The organism is Burkholderia sp. L-4 (assembly GCF_056856535.1).
Genome location: NZ_JBXEOX010000001.1, coordinates 3,576,234 through 3,597,731, shown reverse-complemented (window position 1 = coordinate 3,597,731; position 21,498 = coordinate 3,576,234). Strand labels below are relative to the sequence as shown.

The following is a 21,498-nucleotide window of genomic DNA, read 5'->3' as shown; positions in this document are numbered from 1 at the left end:
AAGTAACTGTCGTTTTTTGCGTGCACAGCGCGGCTCGCCGGCGCCCTTGTCGCGGTCGCGCAACAAGGCCCGAAGCGGTCGTGCGAGCGTGCCTCGGACGCCTGCGTCACAGTGTTGGAGGGGCAGGCGCGAGCCGAGGCGGCGTGCGGGATTCTTGGAGATAAGGCGAGATTCTAACGCCAAACGCGGCCACAGCGGGACTTATCCACAGGCTGTGTTTGTGGGGCGCGGGGCCGGATCGGAGCGGCCCGGCACAGGCGAGCGACTCGTAAAGTATTGACCGTCAACGGAAAAACGGTTTAAATAACGGGTTCCGCGAAAACCAATCCTGTATTCCCGGCGATTGCGTTCGCCCGAATGCCTCCGGTTAAGGGCACGCGGTCCCCTGAATTTCGACATTCTCGAACAAGTGAGAACATCATGAAACGTACTTACCAACCGTCCGTGACGCGCCGCAAGCGCACCCATGGCTTCCGTGTCCGCATGAAGACGGCAGGTGGCCGCAAGGTCATCAACGCTCGCCGCGCGAAGGGCCGCAAGCGCCTCGCCATCTAAGGCAGGTTGCGCGCTGTGTCCGCCGTCCGCAGTCCTGCGGAAGGTGCCGTCGAGCCGGGTGCGAATCCGTCGCAGACGAAAGCCGCCTTCCCGAAAGCTGCGCGACTTCTGAAAACGGATGAATTTTCATCCGTTTTTCGTTTGCGCCCCTGGCGGCGCTCCGCGCACTTCGTGATTTACGGCAAGCCGACCGGTCAGCCTGCACGTCTGGGGCTCGTCATCGGCAAGAAGTATGCGCCGCGAGCGGTGACGCGTAACCTCGTGAAGCGGCTGGCGCGCGATCAGTTTCGCCTGCGCCGGGCCGAATTCGCCGGTTACGACCTGCTGCTGCGGCAGCACACGCGCTTCGACAAGAAAGCGCTGCCGAGCGCGGCTTCCGCCCCGCTCGCGGCGATGTGCGCGGCCGAGATCCGCGAACTGCTCGACAGGGCAGTCCGGGAAATCGCGCGCCGTGCGTCGAAGCCCGCGTCCGAGTGACGCATCCGTGCCCGGTGCGGCGTTCGCGCCTGCCCGGCCGGTTTTGACGCGGCGTCGTACGGCGCCGCCCAAGGTATGGAAACGGTACTGATCGCCTTGCTGCGCTTCTACAAGGTTGCCGTGAGCCCGATGCTCGGCAACCGTTGCCGTTTTTATCCTTCCTGTTCGGATTACGCGCGCGAGGCAATCCAGTATCATGGCGCCGCGCGCGGCACGTATCTCGCCGTCAGGCGCGTGTGCCGATGCCATCCGTTTTCCGCGGGCGGCATCGACCTCGTCCCGCCGCCCAACTCCGACACTCGCGCTCGCGGCGAAGCCGACGCGCGGTCCCATCGACTCTGAGACAACGCATGGATATCAAACGCACCGTCCTATGGGTGATCTTCTTCATGTCAGCTGTCATGCTGTACGACAACTGGCAGCGGTCCCATGGACGCCCGTCGATGTTCTTCCCGAGCGCCACGCAGACGGCCCCCGCGGCCGCGGCCGGCGGCGCATCGGGCACGGGCGCGACGACGACGACCGCAGGTGAAGTGCCTGCCGCCGCGGCCGGCGCCGCACCGACGACGACGGCCCCGGCCGCGCAGGCGCAGCTCGTGAAGTTCTCGACCGACGTGTATGACGGCGAAATCGACACGCGCGGCGGCACGCTCGCGAAGCTGACGCTGAAGAAGCAGGGCGACGGCAAGCAGCCCGACCTGTACATCACGCTGTTCGACCACACGGCCGGCCACACGTATCTCGCGCGCACGGGCCTGCTCGGCGGCGATTTCCCGAACCACAACGACGTCTACACGCAGCTGAACCCCGGCTCGACGTCGCTGACGGGCGACCAGAACACGCTGAAGCTGTCGTTCGAGTCGCCGGTGAAGGGCGGCGTGAAGGTCGTGAAGACCTACACGTTCACGCGCGGCAGCTACGTGATCGGCGTCGACACCAAGATCGACAACGTCGGCACGGCGCCTGTCACGCCGACGGTCTACATGGAACTGGTGCGCGACAACACGGCCGTCGAAACGCCGATGTTCTCGCACACGTTCCTCGGGCCGGCGGTCTACACGGACGCGAAGCACTTCCAGAAGATCAACTTCAGCGACCTCGACAAGAACAAGGCCGACTTCGTGAACTCCGCCGACAACGGCTGGGTCGCGATGGTGCAGCACTACTTCGCGTCGGCGTGGATTCCGCAGCAGGGCGTGAAGCGCGACATCTACGCTGAAAAGATCGATCCGACGCTGTACCGCGTCGGCGTGAAGCAGCCGGTCGCCGCGATCGCGCCGGGCCAGTCGGCCGACGTGCAGGCGCGCCTGTTCGCCGGTCCGGAAGAAGAGCGCATGCTCGAAGGCATCGCGCCGGGCCTGGAGCTCGTGAAGGACTACGGCTGGGTGACGATCATCGCGAAGCCGCTGTTCTGGCTGCTCGAGAAGATCCACAGCTACGTCGGCAACTGGGGCTGGGCGATCGTGCTGCTGACGGTGCTGATCAAGGCCGTGTTCTTCCCGCTGTCGGCCGCGAGCTACAAGTCGATGGCACGCATGAAGGAAATCACGCCGCGCATGCAGGCGCTGCGCGAACGCTTCAAGAGCGATCCGCAGAAGATGAATGCCGCGCTGATGGAGCTGTACAAGACCGAGAAGGTCAATCCGTTCGGCGGCTGCCTGCCGGTCGTGATCCAGATCCCGGTGTTCATCTCGCTGTACTGGGTGCTGCTCGCCTCGGTCGAAATGCGCGGCGCGCCGTGGATTCTGTGGATTCACGATCTGTCGCAGCGCGATCCGTTCTTCATCCTGCCGGTGCTGATGGCCGTGTCGATGTTCGTGCAGACGAGCCTGAACCCGACGCCGCCGGACCCCGTCCAGGCGAAGATGATGAAGTTCATGCCGATCGCGTTCTCGGTGATGTTCTTCTTCTTCCCGGCCGGCCTGGTGCTGTACTACGTCGTGAACAACGTGCTGTCGATCGCGCAGCAGTACTACATCACGCGCAAGCTCGGCGGCGTCAAGAAGAAGCCTGCCTGACGCCCGCGACGCACGCAAAAAAAGCCGCATGGTTCATGACCATGCGGCTTTTTTGTTTCCCGGCGGCGACGGCGGCGGCGCGCCGTTCCCGGTCAGGCTTTCTTCGCTTCGAGTTTCAGATCGCCGTAGAACTGCTCGACCAGTTCCTGCACGAGGTAGCGCTGATGCGGCGACAGCGCCTCGATCTTCGACGCGAGTTCGATCGTCTCGGGCGTCGGCGGGTAGCGCTCGTCGCGGGGCAGCGGTTGCGGCGTCGGGTGTTCGATCACGCTTGGCGACGGCCCGTAGTGCAGCCAGTGCACTTCGACGCGCAACCATTCGGCGAGCGTTTCGAGTTTGTCCGATGTCGGAATCGTGCGCCCCGTCAGCCACTTGTGCGCGGTTTGCGGCGAAACGGGATGCGTTCCGCGGTGGCGCAGATTGAATCGATTCGCCAGCTCGGTCGCGCCGGTGACCTTCTCCGGGCTGCGCCGCAGGGCGAATTTCAGGCGTTCCGAGAACGCGGCTTTTTCTTCGGATGTCGGCATGGGGGAGATTGTGCAATTCCATCGAGGCGTTTCAGACAACCATATGAGCTAAACGTATCTCTTTCGGACGAATCGCGACCTTGGCCGGATGGAGTGCGGAAATTTGGGGGCAAATCGTTGGGGCGCTCCAGCGGGCATACTCGTCCGAAACGGTGGCAAAGTCATCGCGCTGGACTGATACTCGGCTTATCCCCGGCGGGATAAATTCGGGCGAGTTCGAATCCGGCACGGTGGCCGGTCGCGTGTGAGCCGGCACGCTACAATGCCGGCGTTCCGATGCCCGAACTGTTGTGCGGGCGCACCGTTTTCATCCTGATCACCCGATTCCCATGCTCGCTACCGACTCCGATCCGATCGTCGCCATCGCCACTGCTGCCGGCCGAGGGGGCATCGGGGTCGTCCGCGTATCGTTCGGGCGCGGCGGCGACGCGGCCGCGCTGCCGCTGATCGACGCGTTGTGCGGGCAGAAGCTGGCGCCGCGCCATGCGAGCTACGTGCCGTTCCTCGACGAGCATGGCGCGCCGCTCGACCGCGGGATCGCGCTGTATTTCCCGGCGCCGCATTCGTACACCGGCGAGCACGTGCTCGAACTGCAGGGGCATGGCGGGCCGATCGTGATGCAACTGCTGCTGCAGCGTTGCCTGGATGCCGGGCGCGGTTTCGGGCTGCGGCTCGCGGAGCCGGGCGAGTTCACGCGCCGCGCGTTCCTGAACGACAAGCTCGACCTCGCGCAGGCCGAGGCCGTCGCCGACCTGATCGAGGCGAGCACGGAGGCCGCGGCGCGCTCGGCGGGGCGTTCGCTCGATGGGGCGTTCTCGCGGCAGATCCATGCGCTCGTCGACGACGTGATCACGTTGCGGATGCTGGTCGAGGCGACGCTCGATTTTCCGGAAGAGGAGATCGACTTCCTCGAGGCGGCCGACGCGCGCGGCAAGCTCGCGAGGATCCGCGCGCAGCTGGCGCATGTGCTCGGCGATGCGCGGCAGGGGGCGCTGCTGCGCGAAGGGCTGTCGGTCGTGCTCGCGGGGCAGCCGAACGTCGGCAAGTCGTCGCTGCTGAATGCGCTGGCCGGCGCGGAGCTGGCGATCGTCACGCCGATCGCCGGGACGACGCGCGACAAGGTCGCGCAGACCATCCAGGTCGAGGGGATTCCGCTGCACATCATCGATACGGCCGGGCTGCGCGAGACCGAGGATGAAGTCGAGCGGATCGGCATCGCGCGCACGTGGAGCGAGATCGAGCGCGCGGATGTCGTGCTGCATCTGCTCGATTCGCGCACGGGAATGACGCCCGATGACGAAGTGATCGCGGCGCGCTTTCCCGGCGGCGTGCCGGTGGTGCGCGTGCTGAACAAGACGGACCTGACCGGCGTGCCGGCGTGCGTCGAGCATCCGGCGGCGGAAGGCGACCTGACCGAGGTGCATCTGTCGGCGAAGCGCGGCGACGGCATCGACATGCTGCGCGCGGAACTGCTGCGGATCGCCGGGTGGCAGGCGGGCGCCGAAGGCGTATACCTCGCGCGCGAGCGGCATCTGATCGCGCTGCGGGCCGCGCAGGAACACCTGGCGCAGGCGGCGGATCACGCGGAGCAACGCGCTCAGTCGCTCGACCTGTTTGCCGAGGAGCTGCGGCTCGCGCAGGAGCAACTGAATTCGATTACCGGGGAGTTCACGTCGGATGATCTGCTGGGGGTGATTTTCAGCAGGTTCTGCATTGGAAAATAACCAGTCGCCCAAGGTTGTCTAGGGTCGTCTAGTCACCCCTCTGAAACCCTTGTGAATGCTAGGATTGATCGCCTAGCGTTGCCCAAGGTTGTCTATTGACATCCAGCCTTTGATGGTACACATTTAGGTACACATGGACGTTGTGTCCCAATTGATGTGTACCAACCATGCCGAAAACTGTCGTCCCGCTGAATGACACCCGCATCAAGGCGCTCAAGCCGAAGGTGGCGCGCTACCGTATTTCGGACGGTGGTGGCCTTGTGCTGGAGGTCATGACGTCGGGGTCGAAGGTCTGGCGCTACCGGTACACACTGCATGGCGAACGCCAGCCGATGGTGACGATCGGCGACTATCCCGCAGTCACGCTGCAGGATGCGCGCGAGAAGGCCCGCCGCTACGCTGAGATCGTCGCCAAAGGTGTTTCCCCTATCGCCGATGCCAAGAAGGATCGCGGCGCCGTGAAGCGCTTCGATACGGTTCGGGAGTTCGGCGACGATTGGTACACAACCCAGATCGCGGGGATGTCCCCCGAGTACGGTCGGACGATCAAGCGCGCGCTCGAGAAGGACATCTATCCCGCGATCGGCAACAAACCGCTGCCGGACGTGACGCCTGGCGACGTGCTGGCAATCTGCGACCGGATCAAGGCCCGCGGCGCGCCCAAGATGGCGCTCTCGACTCGGAACGTCATCAAACGACTGTTCGAATACGCGATTGCGCGCCAGCTTGCACCGACGAATCCTGCACATGCCGTCGTCGCGCGCTTCGTCGCCACTCAGGACAGCCGCACGCGAGTCCTCTCCCCTGATGAGGTCGGGACCGTGCTGCGGGCCGTCTACGCTTCAGACATTCGCCGCGCGCTCAAGCTCGCGATCCACCTGCTGATCCTGACGATGGTCCGGAAGTCCGAGCTGATCGAGGCGCGGTGGTCGGAGTTCGATCTCGACGCCGGCATCTGGCGCATTCCTGCTGACCGGATGAAGAAGGACAAGGAGCATTGGGTCTACCTGTCCTCGCAGGCCGTTGCGATGCTCCGCGAACTGTACGAGCAGACGGGCAGCCACGAGCATGTATTCCCGTCGACGCGCGGCCGCGGTGACCAGCCTATCGCGAAGAGCACGCTCAACCAGGCTGTGCGCTCGCTCAGTCTCGATGTTCAGCACTTCGTCCTGCACGACTTTCGCCGTACTGCGTCGACACACCTGCATGAGATGGGCATGTCGTCGGATGCGATCGAGAAGGCACTGGCGCACTCGATCAAGGGTATCAAGGGCGTGTACAACCGGGCCGAGTATGCCGACGAGCGTCGGAAGATCCTCCAACTATGGGCGGAGTTTGTTGAGGCTCAGGTCGGTGGGGAGAAGAAGGTCGTGATCGGTAATTGTGGCCCGTCAGCGGCTTGATCGATATCGAGTGCCTATGATGAATGAATACGAGATCGAAATGGTGCGCTTGCAGCTGGGAGTCGCAGCAATCTGTATTGCCAAAGCTCGATCCCGGCAGACTCGTGACGAGGACTTGATACGTGCCGCTGACGCGGTCGAACGCGCAACGATCATATTGGGAGAGGATGTCAACGACGTAGTTCGTGAATACTTCTAATCGATTACGCCGTGCCTAGGATGATCCCCGAAAGCCGGGTCCCTCCCCGGTTGGCACGACTCCTTACAGAGGGTTGTTGCGTGAGGGCGCAATGTCGTCGGTCGACTACGAGAAGTTGTTCCGTTTTCTGTTTGAGGTGCCTCTCTGGGAAGAACTGAAGCGGGCTGAGCGCGGAGATGAGGAGGCCGCGCGTAACGTGCTAGGTGCGATTGCATTCCTCACTTCGACGAAGAACGTTCATCCGAATTCCGGCGAGGTTCTGCCAGTGCCAGGCTTTGTTCGAGACTACTTGGCGCGCGCCTTCGGCCTCATGGCGGCCGGCGTCTCCCCCGACAAAGCGCTGCATCTGAACCAAGGCAAGAAAGGGCGCAGTCCTGACTCCTACGGCCGGAAAATTCTAGCCGCGTCGATCGTCGAATATCTTCACCGCTTCCACGAACTGCCTGTCGATGAAGCCTGTCGTGAAGCGGAGGATGTCATAGCTGCCATCATAGAAGCGCACAATGGAGACAAGCACTGGGGGCCGTGGGAGCCGTTTCGCGCGAAAAAGGTTTGCAATGAACACGCCATCCGCAAGTACTACTACGACCAAGAGGTACAAGAGTCTATAAAGCGGTCACGTGCTCTCTCGTTCGATTAGCGCGCGTTCCTAAAATAGCGCCGAGTTATGGGAATGACCGGCGCAAAGCCCGTAAATAGTATTGCTGACAGGTCGCAACAACGTGCGACTAGACCTTAATAGACGAGGTTCAAATGTCAGCAGCGAATATCGCTACACCCCGGGGCCTTCGGCCTGCAAAGGCAGCAGAGAAACTGGGCATCGGTCTCAGTACCCTTTGGCTGCGGGCGAAGAACGAGCCCAACTTCCCCAAGCCGTTCAAGATCGGTCCTCGCATCACATTGTTCCTCGAGCAGGAACTGGACGCTTACCTCGCCACGTGCGCAGCAGCACGGACGGCTTAAGGAGGCGTGCCATGACCACCACAAACGACAAGGGCCGCAACCCCCGCCAGGGCGCGACCCAAAAGACCACCGCGGTCAATCGTAAAGGAACGTCCGCCGAAGCGCAACGAGCTCGCATTCTCGCGTGGCTCAAACGTCGCCCGCTCGACACCGTCGACGGCTACGTGATCCTCGGCTCCCTCCATCTGCCGCGGCGCATCATGGAACTGCGGCGCGCCGGCTATCCGATCGGGATGCGCTGGATTCACCGCTATGGCCCGGAAGGCGAAAAGCACCGCGTCGGCCAGTACTTCCTGGGGGACGCCTAATGCCGATCGTTCGCGCTCCGCGCCCCCAGTCCAACTTCTACATGCTCGACAAGAAGATCAGCGAGGACAAGCACCTGTCGTGGGCGGCGCGTGGTCTCCTGGTCTTCTTGCTCGGTAAACCCGATCACTGGCGCGTCAGTGTTCAGGCATTGGTGAACGAGACCGACGCGGCGTCGATGCCGAGCGGTCGTGACGCTGTCTATCGGATCCTCCGTGAGCTGCAGCAGGTCGGTTATATCAACCGCGCACAGTCGAAAAACGATGGCGGGACGTTTTCCGAAGTCGACTACCTGGTCTCGGAGTGTCGGCTCGAACCGCTTACGGGAAATCCGGAAGCGGCACCGCTTACGGCTTTGCCGCATACGGACCAGCCGCATACGGCTAATCCGACGCAAGTAAGTATTGAAGAAGTAGCAAGTATTGAACTGAAAGCAAGTATTGAGTCCCCCGCGCCGGCTTCTCGGAAAACCGCTGCAAAGCCGAAGCGTGCGAAACGCGATGACGTGCCCCTGCAGGCATGGTTGGATTCGTTGGCGGCGACCGACGAGGACCCCATCCCGGAATCGGATCCGATCTTCCGGTGGGGTAAAAAAACGAAGGTGCCGTACGAAATGCTCAACGTTTGTTGGGAGGTTTTCAAGGAACGCTTTCTCGAAGTCCCCGCAAAAAAGCAAGCTGATTGGCGCGCTCATTTCCGGAACGCGGTGAAGGGCAACTGGTTTCATCTGTGGTTCTTCGACGCATACGAAAACTGCCGCCTCACGACGGCCGGAGAGCAGGCCCGTCGCGCCTACGACATCGCCAAGCCGAGTCAGGAGGCGGCATGACTGCGAACGACATCCAGCGCGCTGTTCCGCAGAGCGTGGAAGCCGAGCAAGCAGTCCTCGGCATCCTGCTCAACGACAACGACTCGATCGACCGGATAGGCGACCTGCGGACGGAGCACTTCTATCGTGGAGACCATCGGGCGATCTTCATCGAGATCGTCGACATGATCGCCAACGGTCAAGGTGCTGACATCGTCAGCCTGTTCGAGCGTCTGCGCGGCAAAGGGAAAGTCGACGACGTTGGCGGAATGCCGTACCTCAACGCGCTCACGCAGAACGCGCCGAGTGCCGTTTCGATTGCGCGGAATGCCGGTATCGTGCGTGACCGTGCCCAGAAGCGTGGTTTGCTCGCAGCCGCCGCGGACATTCAGGAATCGGTCGGCGTCACGGCTGACGACGCTGCGACCCTCATCGACCGGGCGGCAACCCGGATTGAAGCGCTCGGCGAAGCATCCGTGAAGAGCGAACCCAAGCTTGCAGCTGAGGGGCTCTGCGCACACATCAATGTGCTCGAGCGCCGGTCGAATGGCGCCGAGCGGCGCATTTCGACCGGGTATGACGATCTCGACAAGGTGCTCAACGGTGGCCTTCGCCCCGGCTGGACGGTGATTCTGGCCGGACGCCCGGGCATGGGGAAAACGGCCTTGTCGATGAACATCGGTACGAACATCGCTCGTGACCACGGCGTGCTGTATCTGTCGATGGAAATGCCGGAATCGGAATTGCACGATCGGAACATCGCGTCGCTCGGCAGTATCTCACTGTCACAAGTCATGGAAGCGCCGGACGACAACGCTTTCTGGGATCACGTGACGGTTGCGGCTACCAAAGTCCGCGACCTGAAGCTGTACGTCGATGATCAGCCGTCCCTGCGCCTCCTAGACGTGCGCTCGAAGGCTCGGATGGTGAAGCGAAAATCGGGTCTCGATGTTCTGATCGTCGACTACCTGCAGCTCATGCAGGGCGAAGGCGTGAACCGTAATGCCGAGATCGAAGGCATCTCGCGCGGTCTGAAGTCGCTTGCGAAAGAACTGAACGTCGCGGTGATCGCGCTCGCCCAACTCAACCGCCAGGTCGAGCAGCGTGCAAACCGGACGCCTCAGCTTTCCGATCTGCGTGATTCGGGCTCGATCGAGCAGGATGCGGACGCGGTGCTGTTTATCCACCGCGAGGAGATCGCGAACCCGAACTGCGGCGCCCAGTGGCACGGCTTCGCCCAACTGCGACTCGCCAAATTTCGCCACGGCCGCACGGGCGACATCCCGCTGACGTACCGCGGCGAGTTCACTCGGTTCGAAAGCCATGTCGGCGTCTGGCCGACTCACAGCGAGCCGGAAAAATCGAAACCTCGCGGCTTCAAATGAGGTTTATGGAAAACACTCGTCGGATAAAGGAAATTCAATGAGCATTCTTGGTCGCATTACCGGTATGAGCCGTGGGTCCCATGAGGCTGAACGACAACCCCAATCGGCGGAGCTCGCTGACTTGCAGCGGCGACTTTCACGCGTCGACGACGATATCGAATTGATGCAGGCAAATGCGCAAGCAGTCATGCTCCGCCGGCAAGCAGTAGCTGCGTCAATCGCCAAACTCACGGAGCGGGCTGCTGCCGGCACGCTGGACGATCCAGGTCGTCTGGCTGAAGCTCTGCGTCAACAGCGCGAACTGTCGGCCGATGATGCAAGCGAGCCTCGTCTCTCGGCGTTGCGGGCGGAGCAAGAGTCGTTGCAGCAGCAAATGCATGGCGCGCGGCGGCGCGCGGCCCGCGACGCTTACCTAGCAGCCGTTCAACGATATGCGAATGCCTGCGCCGCCTTACCCGGGCTTGCGGTGCAGGTGAGAGAAGCCGCCGTTGCCGCCGGCATGATGCTTACGCCGGACAATTCTCCGCACCTGGTCGGTCGCACGATCCAAATCGGCGACACGCTTGTGGATATTCCTCCGCAAACGGAGACAGTATGACCAAGGCTGCGCAGGAGAAGAAGGAGCCACGCGGTAAGCAGAAGATCTTGTGCGTTGACGATGATCGAGGGATGAGCCCAGAGCAACGGCGCGCGACCATTGCCGGCAGCTCTATCATCCGAGGGGCGGAGGCGGGGCTGCATTACGCCAGACCGATGTTTGGCCGGGACATCGATTTCACCGCCTACGCCTCCGAACTCCGGAAGCAGGCTGACGCGGTAATCGCCGGCGACACGGCATCGATCGAAACGATGTTGATGACGCAGGCGAACACGCTAGACATGATGTTCAACCACCTCGCGCGAAAGGCTTTCAATGCTGAGTACTTGAACCAGGCCGATGCACATCTTCGCCATGCCATGAAAGCTCAGGCTCAATGCCGGGCGACGTTAGAAGCGTTGGCCGAGATCAAGAACCCGCGAGCGGTTGCCTTCGTGAAGCAGGCGAACATCGCGCACGGCCATCAACAGGTGAACAACGGATCTGCGCCGGGTGCCGTGGCGGACTCATGCGCGCGCGCGCAAGAAAGCGACGTCGCTCAATCGAACGAACTATTGGAGCATCATCATGGCGAACGGCTGGACATCCGAGCGACGCGCAAGACAAGCGGAAGCGATCCGACGTTGGAAGCCGTGGGAGCGATCGACCGGGCCGAAATCCGATGAAGGAAAGGCGATTGCGGCACAGAATGCTTGGGTGCACGGCCAGCGCTCCGCGGAGTCACTCGAGGAGCGCCGGCGCATAGCTGACTTCCTACGGGAATGCAGAGACCGATTGCGGCGCGCTTAGCCCCGCGCCGCTCAGGCTGCCGGCAAACCTTGGGCGGCCCACTGGGTCGTCAGGCATGTGATTACCCATGACCGGCGCCCAGTAGTATTCGCAGCGGCAACGGCGAGGCCTTTCACGCCGACGGCGTCGAGCTCGATCGACTGCGAGAAGTACATGGCTGTCGGCAATTGATGCAGTGTTCCGGATTGGTCTTGAATCGACCGGAAGAACCTCCGCGCCTCCATTTCCTCATGCAGCCGCTGATAGTCCGCCTCCGTGGCACCGTGCAGCTCGACGCGTGTAATGAACCAATTCATCATGGTCTCCTGTTGAATTGCATCAATCCCATGTTTGCCGTGACTTACGCAGTGCTGAGCCGTTCGAGGGCCACTTCGAATGGCCACTTCTTGCCGCTGTCGATGTCCCCCCGTAAGCCGGACGAACTCATGTTGCACGCTCAGAAGTGCTCGGGTCGACGCTTTCCGACGGCAATAGAGAAACAAACCCCATGAACGAGGCCGCACATGGCGAAGACGTGCGGCGCCCGCCCGCGATCTGGATTGCTGGCGGCCGCTTTTGCGGCTGACCCTCGGCCCCGGAGATCACTGATGGCCCTGCGGTCGCGGTCAGGATTATGCAGTGGCCTCTTGTTGTTGCAGGAAGCGCTTGCGAAACTCCATCGGATTGGAGATGCCCGGGATCGGGGCCTGCGGGTTGCCGGCCCCAGCCATTACGATCGACCCGAAGTCGAAGAGGCGACCGAGGATGCCTTGATGGATCTGGATGCTTTCGATCTTGCGGATTCCGATTTCGACCGTGCTTCGCCGGATGAACCCGAATTTCGCGACGATTCGTTTGTTTGTGATCGCTAGCTCAGTGGATTTGTATTGGATGAAGACGTCCAGCCACAGGAGCAAACCGATACCGAACAAAGGGAGAAGCAGCAGTCCCGCGACGAGCTTGGGAGCAAGGTGCCAAAGGCTGAGTTGCCCTTGGTAGACGATCTGCTCCTCAGACAGGAGGTTTTTTTCTACGTATTTCGCCACGATATCCCCGGTAGTGAATTTTCTGGTAATGGTGCCAGTTCTCAGATTTATCGGCACTCCTGGCCACAACTTTAACCGATCGGGCAGTTCTGGATGGCCGGTGCCACCCACGGTGGCAGCGGCATATGTTGGGGCCAGGATGTGGATAACTTCCGGTGCCGCTATTGCCTAAAAAATGTGCAAAAACCTGACCGGCTCGTGCGCCTTATCCGGCTTGTGTCTCCCGAAATGCGGACAAAAATTGTCCACTTCTCTACATTTGATAATTGGAGGTTATGTCAAATTGCGGAGGGAAATTGATCTTTTCTCCTCTTTTGGGGAGGCGTGCTATCCTCGGGACACGATCATTCTCGCGCGCGCAAGGCACATGACCCCTGACGAGTTTCAAACCGCTCTTGACCAGCTCGGCTGGAAGCAGTCCGACTTCTGCCGCATGGCCGGGGTCGACAAGAACACGCCGAGCCGTTGGCTAAAGGGAACGACACCGATCCCCGGCTGGACTCCGCGGTTTCTTGGCATGGCGCTGGAGATCCGTCGCCTAGCAACGCTGATTGAGCCACCGAGGCTCGGGTGACAGAGGCTCCGGCCCATTTCCCAGATCGGTTTCCATTTCTATGAAACGTCTCGTGCTTCCTGACCGTGGCGGCGCGCTGCCTGTCGATGAACGCATCACGATCGGAGATGCTGAGCGCGACCTGCTGCGATCCAAACGTCGATTCCGCTATGAGCGACTACCTGACGTCCGAAGAACTGGCTGATCTTGTTGGATGCAGGCCGAACCAGCGAGCCGTTATGTCGGCTTGGCTGACCAAGAACGCTTGGTCCTTTGTCGTCGATCGCAACGGCCTGCCAAACGTGCTGCGAGCATATCGCGATCAGCGGTTAGGAATGAAGGCGGCCGTCGTTGACGATAGTCTCGAGTCAGGCCCGAACCTCGACGCGTTTCGAGACGAGATACAGAAGATGCGAGCGAAGACTCGATCGAGATGACCATCAGCACCCGTCGATCATCCGTTGCAGTTCCTCGGCGACCGGATCGATGTACCGTGCGTTCGGGCTCACGAAATATGAGCGGCCAATCTTGATCGGGACGGGGCGAATCTTTCCGTTGTTGACCCAGTTGCGAAGGGTGTGGCGATGTGGAGCGTACTCGCCGAACGTTTCTTCGGCCCAGACACTCAGCGGAATCAGCTTCGGCCTCGTGCCTTTGGTTGCCTTCTCTGTGATGTCCTCGCGCTCTGCCATCAGCATCTCCTTACGTTCGTTCGTGAGTTCGCATCGTCGCGCGCGGTTCGCAATAAAATCCGCTTGACGCTGTGATGCGACGGACATAATCTTAAGTCGTGCTTGAGACAACAAGCACCGGGTTTGGCGACCTGACACTCAAGGCGGATGACGACCGCCACATGGCGGTATTTTTTCGTCTGTACACTTCGCACACATCCAGTCTATGGGTGGGCGGTGGTGGGGATACCCGCGAGGGTATGCCGGATGCCTTGAGTGCCGGTTCGCCAACCCTGTCATTCGCCCGCCCACCCCGTTTGGCGACGGAAGGCGGGTCCAACACTCAAGGATCCACCATGTCACGCAATCTCGAAGCCAGAGTTCCGGCCGGCGAACAATACTTTCTTAATCGCACATTTGATCGAGTCGGTGATCATCATGGTCGTGACGCAGAGGTGCGCCATGGCTGCTAATGCAAAGATTGCATCTCAGGCCGCCAGCAAAGCCAAAGTTATTCGGTTGGCCGACCATCGGAAGATCACTCGTGAGATTCCGCCTCCGTCCATCGACCACGAGGTTGTCGAGAACTCGCTCCTTGCAATCGATACGCTCCTCAAGACAGCCCGGAACATGATCGAGAAGTTGGGTGCGGAGGTGCGACATGGCTAAGCGCGAAACCGAGCGTCCCGATGACGCACCCTCGCCGGACGCAAAGTCGTGTCCGATCGACATCGGCGAGCTGACCATTCTTCTCGATCCGCGCTTAGGTGGCGCGTCATATTTCGGCACGCGCGCGCAGATTGAGGCCGAGGGTATGGTTCCGGCAACTACCGAGTGGCCGAAGGGTTTTGACGTCGTAAGATGGTCCGCAGGTGACAATGAGTTCTGGTTGAGGTGAGATCGTCCTGAAGGAGCGAAAGGCCCGCGTCGTGACTTCCTAAGCTGCGATAACTGGCGCTTGGGAATATTGCGACGGAATTGGAGTCCTTTCGACCATCAGATCATGCGTAGGACCGAGGAACTGCGCAACATGCTTCATCGAGATTCACGAGCGGGAAGGGTAGCATTCAGTAAGTTCTGGGCTGCTCTACAGGTTGCAACGGAAGATCAGAAATTCCAGGCTTTCAAGGCGCTCGTTCCGGGGCTCGTTCCGGAACCTCGGACTCGCCGGGGCGGCAGGCCGGCACAGGCGCGGAAAATCGAACAGTAGGAATCGCGACGTCAAGACGATTTCGATACCGGAATCGTCTTGCGTCTACGGATGAGGCTGATTCGTTTTTTTACGGTCAGTGATGACCGTGGTGCTAGGCAAAGGAGGACTCGATGAAATCCCTATTTATCCTGATGGCGCAGTTTGATTCCAAGTTGCGCCTGTCGCTTGACGAGGTTTGCGAAGCCATCGGCTATGCCCGGCAGACTGCCTATAACGAACTGAGTCTCGGGCATTTCCCCGTGCCGATGCAGAAGTGCGCCGGCAAATGGGTCGCCGATATCCGCGACGTTGCGCAATTCCTGGACGATGAGAGGGCGGCGGCCCGCGTGAAATTCGACGAGCTTCGGGCCTCCCTTTCCCGGAGTGCAGGGTAGTTCTGAAAATTGTTACAACCGCGCCTAGCCCGACGGGGCGAAAGCAGCAAGGGTTTGACCGACGCGGCTCTCGTTAAATTTAGTATGGCGGACCGCGTCGGCATGGGCCATGGCTAAGTGCAACCTTTCTCACAACTGACAGCCTCCATTGCTGCGCCGACTGATCGGCGTTCCGGAAATATACGAGACTTAATGGAATGACCGCGCATTTGGCGATCTATAGCCTTGGCAGCAGGCTGAGAAACGCAACGAAACGATAGCAGACGCCATGAAGTAGCTCAGCCCGCGTCTGCTATCGTGCGGAGCTGCAATTGGACATGCAAGGCCACGTAGTGTCGCCGCGGGCGGTGCCGGACATTGAGGCACTCCCGGACGACGCACTTTTGAAGACGAGCAAAGTTGCCGCTCTCTATGATGTCAACTCGGCAACGATTCGTCGCTGGGTTCAGGAGCGTCGCTTCCCAGCACCGGCCCGATCCGAAGGGCATTGGCTTTTCCGTGTCGCGGACATTCGCGCCAGCTGCGGAGGTGCACGCGCATGACCACCAAGCGTCTCTTTCAGTTTCCAGGTGCGGCGAACATCGGTCCAAGCGATCTGATCTACATGTCCCAAAATGGGATCGAGGTTGCCGCAACGCCAGCTCAGATTGCAGCGGCTATCGCACAAAATGCATCGCGCGAAGTTTTCACCGCCGGCCCATCGTTCACTGGTTCGATCTCTGGAACCACGCTGACCGTCTCGGGTGTTGTGGGTACGATCGCCATCGGCCAGACGGTCTATGGTGCGGGAGTGGCCGCCGGAACGACGATCACTGGCGGAAGCGGCACATCTTGGACTGTCAACAATTCGCAAACCGTCACCAGCGAATCAATGGGATCTGCGAATTCGAGCCAATTCGCAGCCGGCTTTTCGACCAGCATCACCTTGGCGGGAATCTACGGCTCGATCAACAACATCACCGTCCTATTTGATGCCGCGTCGCAGGTTGACTGCACGCTGAATGGTCAGGTTCTGACCTTCAATCCGACAGTGCCAATCGGTACGCAGCAAGTCACGATCACGGGTTGGCCCTCTCGCTCCATCGGCGTGCCGGCCAATGCATCTGTCGGGTCTGCCCAACTCGCATCTGGAGCAGTAAGCGACGCTGCAATCGCGAGCGGCCGCGCCCTTCTGCAAAAGAATTCAATCGCACAAAACTACCTGATCAATTCAGGTGCCGGCACGAATCCGCTGTTCCAAACGGATTTCGTCGAGAGCCTTTCGCCAGGCCCGAATGTGTTTGTTGATGGTGTGGTGGTCAATCACGTGCGCACCGATGGGAACGGCCATCGTCAGGCTTTCACCGCCCAGATCACGTCGAGTGGGGCCAACGCCGGAGAGTTCATCGTGGGCTCTTGTGGCTTTGCATTCATCAATAGTGGTTCCGCCAACGCATCGGGAATGAACGCATATTGCCAAGCCCTAAGTAGTGCTGCGTCGACGACCGAAATTGTCGGCGCGGAAATCAACACCGATGTGCGCAATGCCGGTGTTAACCGCAAGGTCGGCCTTCAGATCGTTGATGTCAATACGAGCACCGGCGGAAGCAGCAACATCAGTGCCGGAATGATCATAGAGAAGCAGGCCGGTGGATCCGGCTGGACCACGGGCATCCAATTCGGCGATGACTTGACCGCGAATCAAGGTGCGATCTCTGGCGCACTTATCCGTACCGGCAACGCGTCAGGGTCGGCCAACGTGACGCGCGGCATCGACTTCCGTACTGCTGTGTTCACGAGCGCTGCGATCGATCTTCCGGCCAATGGCGCTGGCTCGGGTTCTATTGCATGGGCTGCAGGCCCAGGAGGTTCATTGCAGAGCCAAACCGCAGTCAACGGTCCCACCGCAATTTTTGGCAACAATACGTTCGGTGTTGCTGACGTCACCGGTGCAAGCCTCGCTCTCTCCGTCACCACGCAGACTGGCAATCAAAGCGTCAGCGTCCAAATCCCCGGAGTCGGACTTCGACAAATTCAGGCGGGGGCTGCGAATAGTGGCGGCGCAGGACTGCGTTCGCTCGTGTGCCCCAACTAGATTGGGATATGCGGCAGTCTGTACCGTTCGTGGACGTGTGCCGCGAGAGGTGGTGAAGGCTCTGCTTGGCCGGATGGGCGCCGCAGCCGATTCAATTGTCATCGCGGTGCACGGTTTGGAAGAACAGTGAGATTCACGCATACCTGAAGAGCCCGTTGGATTACCGTGCTGCGGGAGGGTGAAATGTAAGAACTGGTGTCGAACACCAATTGGCATTTCCGGTGCGCGGTGATTCGTGGTGGCGAATGTCATCAAACAGACATGGCAGCAGTCGCAGCATTCATCGACAGAAAGTCATGCTGTTGGAGGTCGTTGATGGATGCCGACTTGCTTCCTTTCCCAAGTGCTGCAGACGGGACCGAGATACCGGCCGCCGAGTATCTGCGCATGTCGACGGACCATCAGCAGTACTCGACCGAGAATCAGCACCAGGCGATATTGGAGTACGCGCGGCAGCACAACATGCGCGTAGTCCGGAGCTACGTCGACCACGGAAAGAGCGGTTTGACGTTCAAGGGGCGCCCCGGACTTCGAGCGCTTATCTCCGATGTTACCCAAGGTCGCGCTGATTTCGAGGTCGTCCTGGTTTACGACATGAGTCGTTGGGGACGATTTCAAGATGCGGACGAGAGCACTTTCTACGAACAGCTTTGCCGCCGCGCTGGTGTTCAGGTTCTCTATTGCGAGGACGAAATAGGGAACGACAAAGGTCCGGCGGGAAGCCTAATTCGACAGGTGCGCCGGATGTCGTCTGGCGACTTCGTGCGCAATCTTTCCGTCAAAACCCATGCGGGGCTTCGAACGCTTGCCCAGATGGGAGTGCGGCAAGGAGGTACGCCAGGGTTTGGCTTCCGCCGCTTGCTAGTTGATGCTCAACGCAAACCCAAGGAGGTTCTCGCGTTTCGGCAGCACAAGAGTATCCAGACGGATCGCGTGATCCTGATACCGGGCCCCGCGGACGAAGTCTCCGTTGTTATCGAGATTTATCGTTGGTTCGTGCATAGCCATTGGACTGAGCGGCAGATTGCCGAGCAGTTGAATGCACGTGGGCTCCTCACGGACCTCGGCCGGCATTGGCGCCCGGCTACGGTCCAGCAAGTTCTCACGAACGAAAAGTACATTGGAAATAACGTCTGGAATCGAACGAGCGGACGTTTGAAATCTCCTCGGAGGCGAAATCCAACGTCGGATTGGGTCAGGTGCGACGGAGCCTTCGAACCAATCGTTTCAGCGGATCTGTTTGCCGAAGCTCAGCGAGTTATAGCCCGACGTCGGAAGAGGCTCGACGATGCCGAAATGCTAGGTGCGCTGCAGGAGCTGCTTGTGCGTACGGGTTACTTGTCAGGTTGGGTCATAGACGAGCAAGCCGGATTGCCATCAAGTGCGGCATATGCGGCTCGGTTCGGCGGTCTGCTGCGTGCCTATTCAATGGTGGGATATTGTCCGCAGCATGACTATCGGTACCTGATCATCAACGAAGCGCTGCGTCGTCTGCATCCGGCCGTTGTGAATGAGATTGTGGAAGGCATTCAGTCCACTGGTGGGTGGGTGGAGAGATCGGAAGTCGCGGACCTGATGCTGGTCAACGGAGAGTTGTCGCTCTCGGTTGTGATCGCTCGATGTAAGACGACTCCGGGTGGGCATCGTAGATGGATCACCCATCTCGATCAGGCCTTGATGCCGGACATGACAGTCATCGTGCGCATGAACGCTGACAACGAGACGCCGCACGACTTCTTCATTCTTCCGTCTATCGACTTTCCGCGCGATGTACGCGAGCTGAAAGAGGAGAACAATTTCTTCCTAGAAGCGTATCGGTTTGACGACCTTTCGCTCCTGTATTCACTCACCGCACGCGTGACGTGCCGGGAGGCAGCATGAACGAGGATGACATCACTGGCCCGATAGAGCTGATACCGGTTAATCAGATTCGGGTGCTGAATCCCCGTGCGCGAAGTCGTCGTATGCACGCGGAAATCGTTCGGAACATTGAAGCTGTCGGGCTGAAGAGGCCAATCACGGTTTGCCGAAGCGATGAAACCAAAAAGTCGGGCGTGTTTGATTTGGTCTGTGGTCAGGGGCGCTTGGAGGCATTCATCGAACTTGGTCAAAGCGAGATTCCCGCGCGCGTTATCGATGCGTCGGAACATGAGTGCTTGATCAAGAGCTTGGTCGAAAACATCGCTCGGCCACAAAAGGCAACTGTAGAACTGCTCGATAGCATCAGCATCTTGAAGCATCGAGGCTATTCAAACGCGGAAATTGGTCGGAAGATCGGATGCACCGCTGAGTGGGTGAAGAGCGTTGCAGCTTTGCTTGAGAAAGGAGAGCGTCGGCTCCTGGCAGCGGTCGAGGCCGGACACATGTCCCTGAGCTTGGCGATCGAAATAGCTCGTGCGCCGGACTCGGAATGCCAGAATCTGTTGATGGACGCATACAACCGCGGCGATCTACGAGGGAAAAAGGTCACGGTCGTGCGGAGGGTTCTGGCACTTCGCGCGCGAGTCGGAAAAACGGGGGCAATCAATATTGCAGCGAAGGGACGGAGCAAGGCCTACAAGCCGGAAGAGTTGCGCCGGATCTACGAGGTAGAAGCAGCAAAACACAAGGCACTGCACAAGCGCGCTGAATTTACACAGAGCAGGCTCATGGGCGCTGTCGAAGCTTTTCGTGATCTGCTGCAGGTCGATGAGTTCGTCACATTGCTGACGGACGAGAAGCGTAGCTCTATGCCCGAGTTTCTTAAAGAGGCGGCGACACGTCGCGAGGCAGGTGTATCGTGAGTGATCGAGTCGTTGCGATGGGGTTTGATCGACAGCCCGTCAAGGTGCCCCTGAGCAGTCTGCGTCCAAACAAAGTCATCGCAGATGCGGTTTGGAAATCGACCAAGTATCGCCAGATACTCGCCTCTGTACAGGCGATTGGGCTAGTTGAACCAGTCGTTGCGAAACCACATCCGGCTGAAGCCGGAATCTACGTCATCATAGATGGTCATCTTCGTGTCGAGGCGCTCCGCACCTGTGGGGTTAAGACGACAAACTGTCTGATTGCGCTGGATGACGAGAGCTTCACATACAACCGCCACAACATCGGTATTGCCGCTATTCAAGTGCACAAGATGATTGTGAAGGCCTTGGACCGCGGCGTGCCTGCCGAGGACCTTGCCGCGGCGCTTGGCATGTCGGAGGACATGATCAGAGCTCGCTTCCGGATGCTGGACGGTATCTGCCGCGAGGCGACGGACATATTGGCCGAGAAAAACTGTCCAACCGGAATCTTCCCGATACTTCGAAAGATGAAGCCACTCCGGCAGATTGATGCTGCAAGTCGGATGGTCGATTTCAACAACTACACGGTCAAATTTGCGCTGGCGATGCTTGAGGCTACGCCCCAGGAATTGCTGGAGGTGCCGGCTGCAAAGAATGCGAAGTCCAGCACATGGAGCGAAGCCAATGCTCGCCTTGAGCGTGAAGTAGCCGCGCTGCAGGTCGAAAGCCGGATGTACGAGGACAACTACGGCCGCGACAATTTGCAGCTGATGATGATCACGACGTACCTGCAAAGCTTGCTGACAGACGCGCGCATTGTACTTTGGCTGTCGGAGAATCGGCGGGACTACCTGACGGAATTCAAGAAGATCGCCGACATCAAGTCTCTTCCGTCCACAAGTGGCTGACCCTTTATTTTGACGCAATTTGCACTCACGAATCCTTCCCCTAAAGGGAAGGTCCCGATGCGGTCGCCCTTGCTTGGCTCTGGATCGACAATCTATACTGATTCCGTTTAGATTCAATCTGGGTTCACCGTGGCCCGTACCAATTCTGTCGAGACCAAGA

The 21,498-nt window shown here is 59.9% G+C and carries 26 protein-coding genes; 22 read left to right on the top strand and 4 right to left on the bottom strand.

Going from position 1 to position 21,498, the window contains the following annotated elements:
* The first annotated feature begins 420 nt into the window (after positions 1-420).
* The 4 genes from rpmH (at position 421) to yidC (ending at position 3,050) form a co-directional block, all read left to right on the top strand.
* Complete coding sequence (gene rpmH, locus AC1VVG_RS16800; RefSeq protein ID WP_004198824.1) at positions 421-555, top strand: 50S ribosomal protein L34; 135 nt, start codon at positions 421-423, stop codon at positions 553-555.
* Positions 556-570: 15 nt separating this feature from the next.
* Positions 571-1,032: a ribonuclease P protein component gene (gene rnpA / locus AC1VVG_RS16795; protein WP_006489941.1), complete on the top strand. Its 462-nt coding sequence runs from the start codon at positions 571-573 to the stop codon at positions 1,030-1,032.
* A 75-nt stretch (positions 1,033-1,107) separates the two neighbouring features.
* On the top strand, positions 1,108-1,374 hold the full coding sequence (gene yidD, locus AC1VVG_RS16790) for a membrane protein insertion efficiency factor YidD (RefSeq protein ID WP_006750110.1): 267 nt from the start codon (positions 1,108-1,110) through the stop codon (positions 1,372-1,374).
* Positions 1,375-1,382: 8 nt separating this feature from the next.
* On the top strand, positions 1,383-3,050 hold the full coding sequence (yidC, locus tag AC1VVG_RS16785) for a membrane protein insertase YidC (protein ID WP_034190191.1): 1,668 nt from the start codon (positions 1,383-1,385) through the stop codon (positions 3,048-3,050).
* Positions 3,051-3,142: 92 nt separating this feature from the next.
* Here the strand turns inward: yidC and AC1VVG_RS16780 are convergent, their stop codons facing one another.
* On the bottom strand, positions 3,143-3,577 hold the full coding sequence (locus AC1VVG_RS16780; RefSeq protein WP_034190192.1) for a transcriptional regulator: 435 nt from the start codon (positions 3,575-3,577) through the stop codon (positions 3,143-3,145).
* A 329-nt stretch (positions 3,578-3,906) separates the two neighbouring features.
* Here AC1VVG_RS16780 and mnmE point away from each other — a divergent pair, with 329 nt between their 5' ends.
* The 8 genes from mnmE to AC1VVG_RS16740 all read left to right on the top strand — a co-directional run bounded on the left by mnmE (position 3,907) and on the right by AC1VVG_RS16740 (position 11,628).
* On the top strand, positions 3,907-5,301 hold the full coding sequence (mnmE, locus tag AC1VVG_RS16775; protein ID WP_034190193.1) for a tRNA uridine-5-carboxymethylaminomethyl(34) synthesis GTPase MnmE: 1,395 nt from the start codon (positions 3,907-3,909) through the stop codon (positions 5,299-5,301).
* Between the two features lie 167 nt (positions 5,302-5,468).
* On the top strand, positions 5,469-6,704 hold the full coding sequence (locus AC1VVG_RS16770; protein ID WP_482835878.1) for a tyrosine-type recombinase/integrase: 1,236 nt from the start codon (positions 5,469-5,471) through the stop codon (positions 6,702-6,704).
* Positions 6,705-6,994: 290 nt separating this feature from the next.
* The gene (locus AC1VVG_RS16765) at positions 6,995-7,543 is read left to right on the top strand and encodes a hypothetical protein (protein WP_482835877.1); all 549 of its coding nucleotides are present in this window, start codon (positions 6,995-6,997) and stop codon (positions 7,541-7,543) included.
* A 334-nt stretch (positions 7,544-7,877) separates the two neighbouring features.
* The gene (locus AC1VVG_RS16760) at positions 7,878-8,174 is read left to right on the top strand and encodes a helix-turn-helix domain-containing protein (RefSeq protein ID WP_482835876.1); all 297 of its coding nucleotides are present in this window, start codon (positions 7,878-7,880) and stop codon (positions 8,172-8,174) included.
* A 41-nt stretch (positions 8,175-8,215) separates the two neighbouring features.
* A complete protein-coding gene (locus AC1VVG_RS16755) occupies positions 8,216-9,001 on the top strand; it encodes a hypothetical protein (RefSeq protein WP_482835875.1) in 786 nt (261 codons plus the stop codon).
* Positions 8,998-10,365, top strand: coding sequence for a replicative DNA helicase (gene dnaB / locus AC1VVG_RS16750; protein WP_482835874.1), 1,368 nt, complete (start codon positions 8,998-9,000; stop codon positions 10,363-10,365). The genes AC1VVG_RS16755 and dnaB overlap by 4 nt, the downstream gene beginning before the upstream one ends.
* Positions 10,366-10,402: 37 nt before the next feature.
* Positions 10,403-10,963, top strand: coding sequence for a hypothetical protein (locus AC1VVG_RS16745; RefSeq protein ID WP_482835873.1), 561 nt, complete (start codon positions 10,403-10,405; stop codon positions 10,961-10,963).
* The gene (locus tag AC1VVG_RS16740; RefSeq protein WP_482835872.1) at positions 10,960-11,628 is read left to right on the top strand and encodes a hypothetical protein; all 669 of its coding nucleotides are present in this window, start codon (positions 10,960-10,962) and stop codon (positions 11,626-11,628) included. Before AC1VVG_RS16745 ends, AC1VVG_RS16740 begins: the two co-directional genes overlap by 4 nt.
* Positions 11,629-11,763: 135 nt before the next feature.
* Here the strand turns inward: AC1VVG_RS16740 and AC1VVG_RS16735 are convergent, their stop codons facing one another.
* Both AC1VVG_RS16735 and AC1VVG_RS16730 read right to left on the bottom strand, forming a co-directional pair.
* The gene (locus tag AC1VVG_RS16735; protein WP_482835871.1) at positions 11,764-12,048 is read right to left on the bottom strand and encodes a hypothetical protein; all 285 of its coding nucleotides are present in this window, start codon (positions 12,046-12,048) and stop codon (positions 11,764-11,766) included.
* Positions 12,049-12,363: 315 nt separating this feature from the next.
* A complete protein-coding gene (locus AC1VVG_RS16730; RefSeq protein ID WP_482835870.1) occupies positions 12,364-12,777 on the bottom strand; it encodes a PH domain-containing protein in 414 nt (137 codons plus the stop codon).
* A 367-nt stretch (positions 12,778-13,144) separates the two neighbouring features.
* Between AC1VVG_RS16730 and AC1VVG_RS16725 the strand changes: the two genes are divergently transcribed.
* Both AC1VVG_RS16725 and AC1VVG_RS16720 read left to right on the top strand, forming a co-directional pair.
* Complete coding sequence (locus tag AC1VVG_RS16725) at positions 13,145-13,351, top strand: hypothetical protein (RefSeq protein ID WP_482835869.1); 207 nt, start codon at positions 13,145-13,147, stop codon at positions 13,349-13,351.
* 149 nt (positions 13,352-13,500) lie between these two features.
* Positions 13,501-13,767 (top strand): DUF4224 domain-containing protein, encoded by a 267-nt coding sequence (locus tag AC1VVG_RS16720; RefSeq protein ID WP_482835868.1) that lies wholly within the window; start codon positions 13,501-13,503, stop codon positions 13,765-13,767.
* 3 nt (positions 13,768-13,770) lie between these two features.
* On the opposite strand, the gene AC1VVG_RS16715 is transcribed toward AC1VVG_RS16720, so the two are convergent.
* A complete protein-coding gene (locus AC1VVG_RS16715) occupies positions 13,771-14,022 on the bottom strand; it encodes an excisionase (protein ID WP_482835867.1) in 252 nt (83 codons plus the stop codon).
* 417 nt (positions 14,023-14,439) lie between these two features.
* Here AC1VVG_RS16715 and AC1VVG_RS16710 point away from each other — a divergent pair, with 417 nt between their 5' ends.
* The 8 genes from AC1VVG_RS16710 (at position 14,440) to AC1VVG_RS16675 (ending at position 21,338) form a co-directional block, all read left to right on the top strand.
* The gene (locus AC1VVG_RS16710) at positions 14,440-14,670 is read left to right on the top strand and encodes a hypothetical protein (protein ID WP_482835866.1); all 231 of its coding nucleotides are present in this window, start codon (positions 14,440-14,442) and stop codon (positions 14,668-14,670) included.
* Positions 14,663-14,899 (top strand): hypothetical protein, encoded by a 237-nt coding sequence (locus AC1VVG_RS16705; RefSeq protein WP_482835865.1) that lies wholly within the window; start codon positions 14,663-14,665, stop codon positions 14,897-14,899. The genes AC1VVG_RS16710 and AC1VVG_RS16705 overlap by 8 nt, the downstream gene beginning before the upstream one ends.
* 425 nt (positions 14,900-15,324) lie before the next feature.
* Complete coding sequence (locus AC1VVG_RS16700) at positions 15,325-15,588, top strand: helix-turn-helix transcriptional regulator (protein ID WP_482835864.1); 264 nt, start codon at positions 15,325-15,327, stop codon at positions 15,586-15,588.
* 317 nt (positions 15,589-15,905) lie between these two features.
* Positions 15,906-16,130, top strand: a complete 225-nt coding sequence (locus AC1VVG_RS16695) for a helix-turn-helix domain-containing protein (RefSeq protein ID WP_482835907.1) — start codon at positions 15,906-15,908, stop codon at positions 16,128-16,130.
* Complete coding sequence (locus AC1VVG_RS16690) at positions 16,127-17,662, top strand: hypothetical protein (RefSeq protein ID WP_482835863.1); 1,536 nt, start codon at positions 16,127-16,129, stop codon at positions 17,660-17,662. Before AC1VVG_RS16695 ends, AC1VVG_RS16690 begins: the two co-directional genes overlap by 4 nt.
* Positions 17,663-17,977: 315 nt before the next feature.
* A complete protein-coding gene (locus AC1VVG_RS16685; RefSeq protein WP_301941870.1) occupies positions 17,978-19,543 on the top strand; it encodes a recombinase family protein in 1,566 nt (521 codons plus the stop codon).
* On the top strand, positions 19,540-20,445 hold the full coding sequence (locus AC1VVG_RS16680; protein WP_482835862.1) for a plasmid partitioning protein RepB C-terminal domain-containing protein: 906 nt from the start codon (positions 19,540-19,542) through the stop codon (positions 20,443-20,445). Before AC1VVG_RS16685 ends, AC1VVG_RS16680 begins: the two co-directional genes overlap by 4 nt.
* Entirely contained in the window at positions 20,442-21,338 is an 897-nt protein-coding gene (locus AC1VVG_RS16675; protein ID WP_482835861.1) for a ParB/RepB/Spo0J family partition protein, read from the top strand. Before AC1VVG_RS16680 ends, AC1VVG_RS16675 begins: the two co-directional genes overlap by 4 nt.
* Positions 21,339-21,498 lie beyond the last annotated feature (160 nt).

Coding starts and splice junctions, on each gene's coding strand:
- rpmH (WP_004198824.1), top strand. CDS start 421: ATGAAACGTACTTACCAACCGTCCGTGACGCGCCGCAAGCGCACCCAT.
- yidD (WP_006750110.1), top strand. CDS start 1,108: ATGGAAACGGTACTGATCGCCTTGCTGCGCTTCTACAAGGTTGCCGTG.
- yidC (WP_034190191.1), top strand. CDS start 1,383: ATGGATATCAAACGCACCGTCCTATGGGTGATCTTCTTCATGTCAGCT.
- AC1VVG_RS16780 (WP_034190192.1), bottom strand. CDS start 3,577: ATGCCGACATCCGAAGAAAAAGCCGCGTTCTCGGAACGCCTGAAATTC.
- mnmE (WP_034190193.1), top strand. CDS start 3,907: ATGCTCGCTACCGACTCCGATCCGATCGTCGCCATCGCCACTGCTGCC.
- AC1VVG_RS16770 (WP_482835878.1), top strand. CDS start 5,469: ATGCCGAAAACTGTCGTCCCGCTGAATGACACCCGCATCAAGGCGCTC.
- AC1VVG_RS16765 (WP_482835877.1), top strand. CDS start 6,995: ATGTCGTCGGTCGACTACGAGAAGTTGTTCCGTTTTCTGTTTGAGGTG.
- AC1VVG_RS16760 (WP_482835876.1), top strand. CDS start 7,878: ATGACCACCACAAACGACAAGGGCCGCAACCCCCGCCAGGGCGCGACC.
- AC1VVG_RS16755 (WP_482835875.1), top strand. CDS start 8,216: ATGCTCGACAAGAAGATCAGCGAGGACAAGCACCTGTCGTGGGCGGCG.
- dnaB (WP_482835874.1), top strand. CDS start 8,998: ATGACTGCGAACGACATCCAGCGCGCTGTTCCGCAGAGCGTGGAAGCC.
- AC1VVG_RS16745 (WP_482835873.1), top strand. CDS start 10,403: ATGAGCATTCTTGGTCGCATTACCGGTATGAGCCGTGGGTCCCATGAG.
- AC1VVG_RS16740 (WP_482835872.1), top strand. CDS start 10,960: ATGACCAAGGCTGCGCAGGAGAAGAAGGAGCCACGCGGTAAGCAGAAG.
- AC1VVG_RS16735 (WP_482835871.1), bottom strand. CDS start 12,048: ATGAATTGGTTCATTACACGCGTCGAGCTGCACGGTGCCACGGAGGCG.
- AC1VVG_RS16725 (WP_482835869.1), top strand. CDS start 13,145: ATGACCCCTGACGAGTTTCAAACCGCTCTTGACCAGCTCGGCTGGAAG.
- AC1VVG_RS16720 (WP_482835868.1), top strand. CDS start 13,501: ATGAGCGACTACCTGACGTCCGAAGAACTGGCTGATCTTGTTGGATGC.
- AC1VVG_RS16715 (WP_482835867.1), bottom strand. CDS start 14,022: ATGGCAGAGCGCGAGGACATCACAGAGAAGGCAACCAAAGGCACGAGG.
- AC1VVG_RS16710 (WP_482835866.1), top strand. CDS start 14,440: ATGGTCGTGACGCAGAGGTGCGCCATGGCTGCTAATGCAAAGATTGCA.
- AC1VVG_RS16705 (WP_482835865.1), top strand. CDS start 14,663: ATGGCTAAGCGCGAAACCGAGCGTCCCGATGACGCACCCTCGCCGGAC.
- AC1VVG_RS16700 (WP_482835864.1), top strand. CDS start 15,325: ATGAAATCCCTATTTATCCTGATGGCGCAGTTTGATTCCAAGTTGCGC.
- AC1VVG_RS16695 (WP_482835907.1), top strand. CDS start 15,906: ATGCAAGGCCACGTAGTGTCGCCGCGGGCGGTGCCGGACATTGAGGCA.
- AC1VVG_RS16690 (WP_482835863.1), top strand. CDS start 16,127: ATGACCACCAAGCGTCTCTTTCAGTTTCCAGGTGCGGCGAACATCGGT.
- AC1VVG_RS16685 (WP_301941870.1), top strand. CDS start 17,978: ATGGATGCCGACTTGCTTCCTTTCCCAAGTGCTGCAGACGGGACCGAG.
- AC1VVG_RS16680 (WP_482835862.1), top strand. CDS start 19,540: ATGAACGAGGATGACATCACTGGCCCGATAGAGCTGATACCGGTTAAT.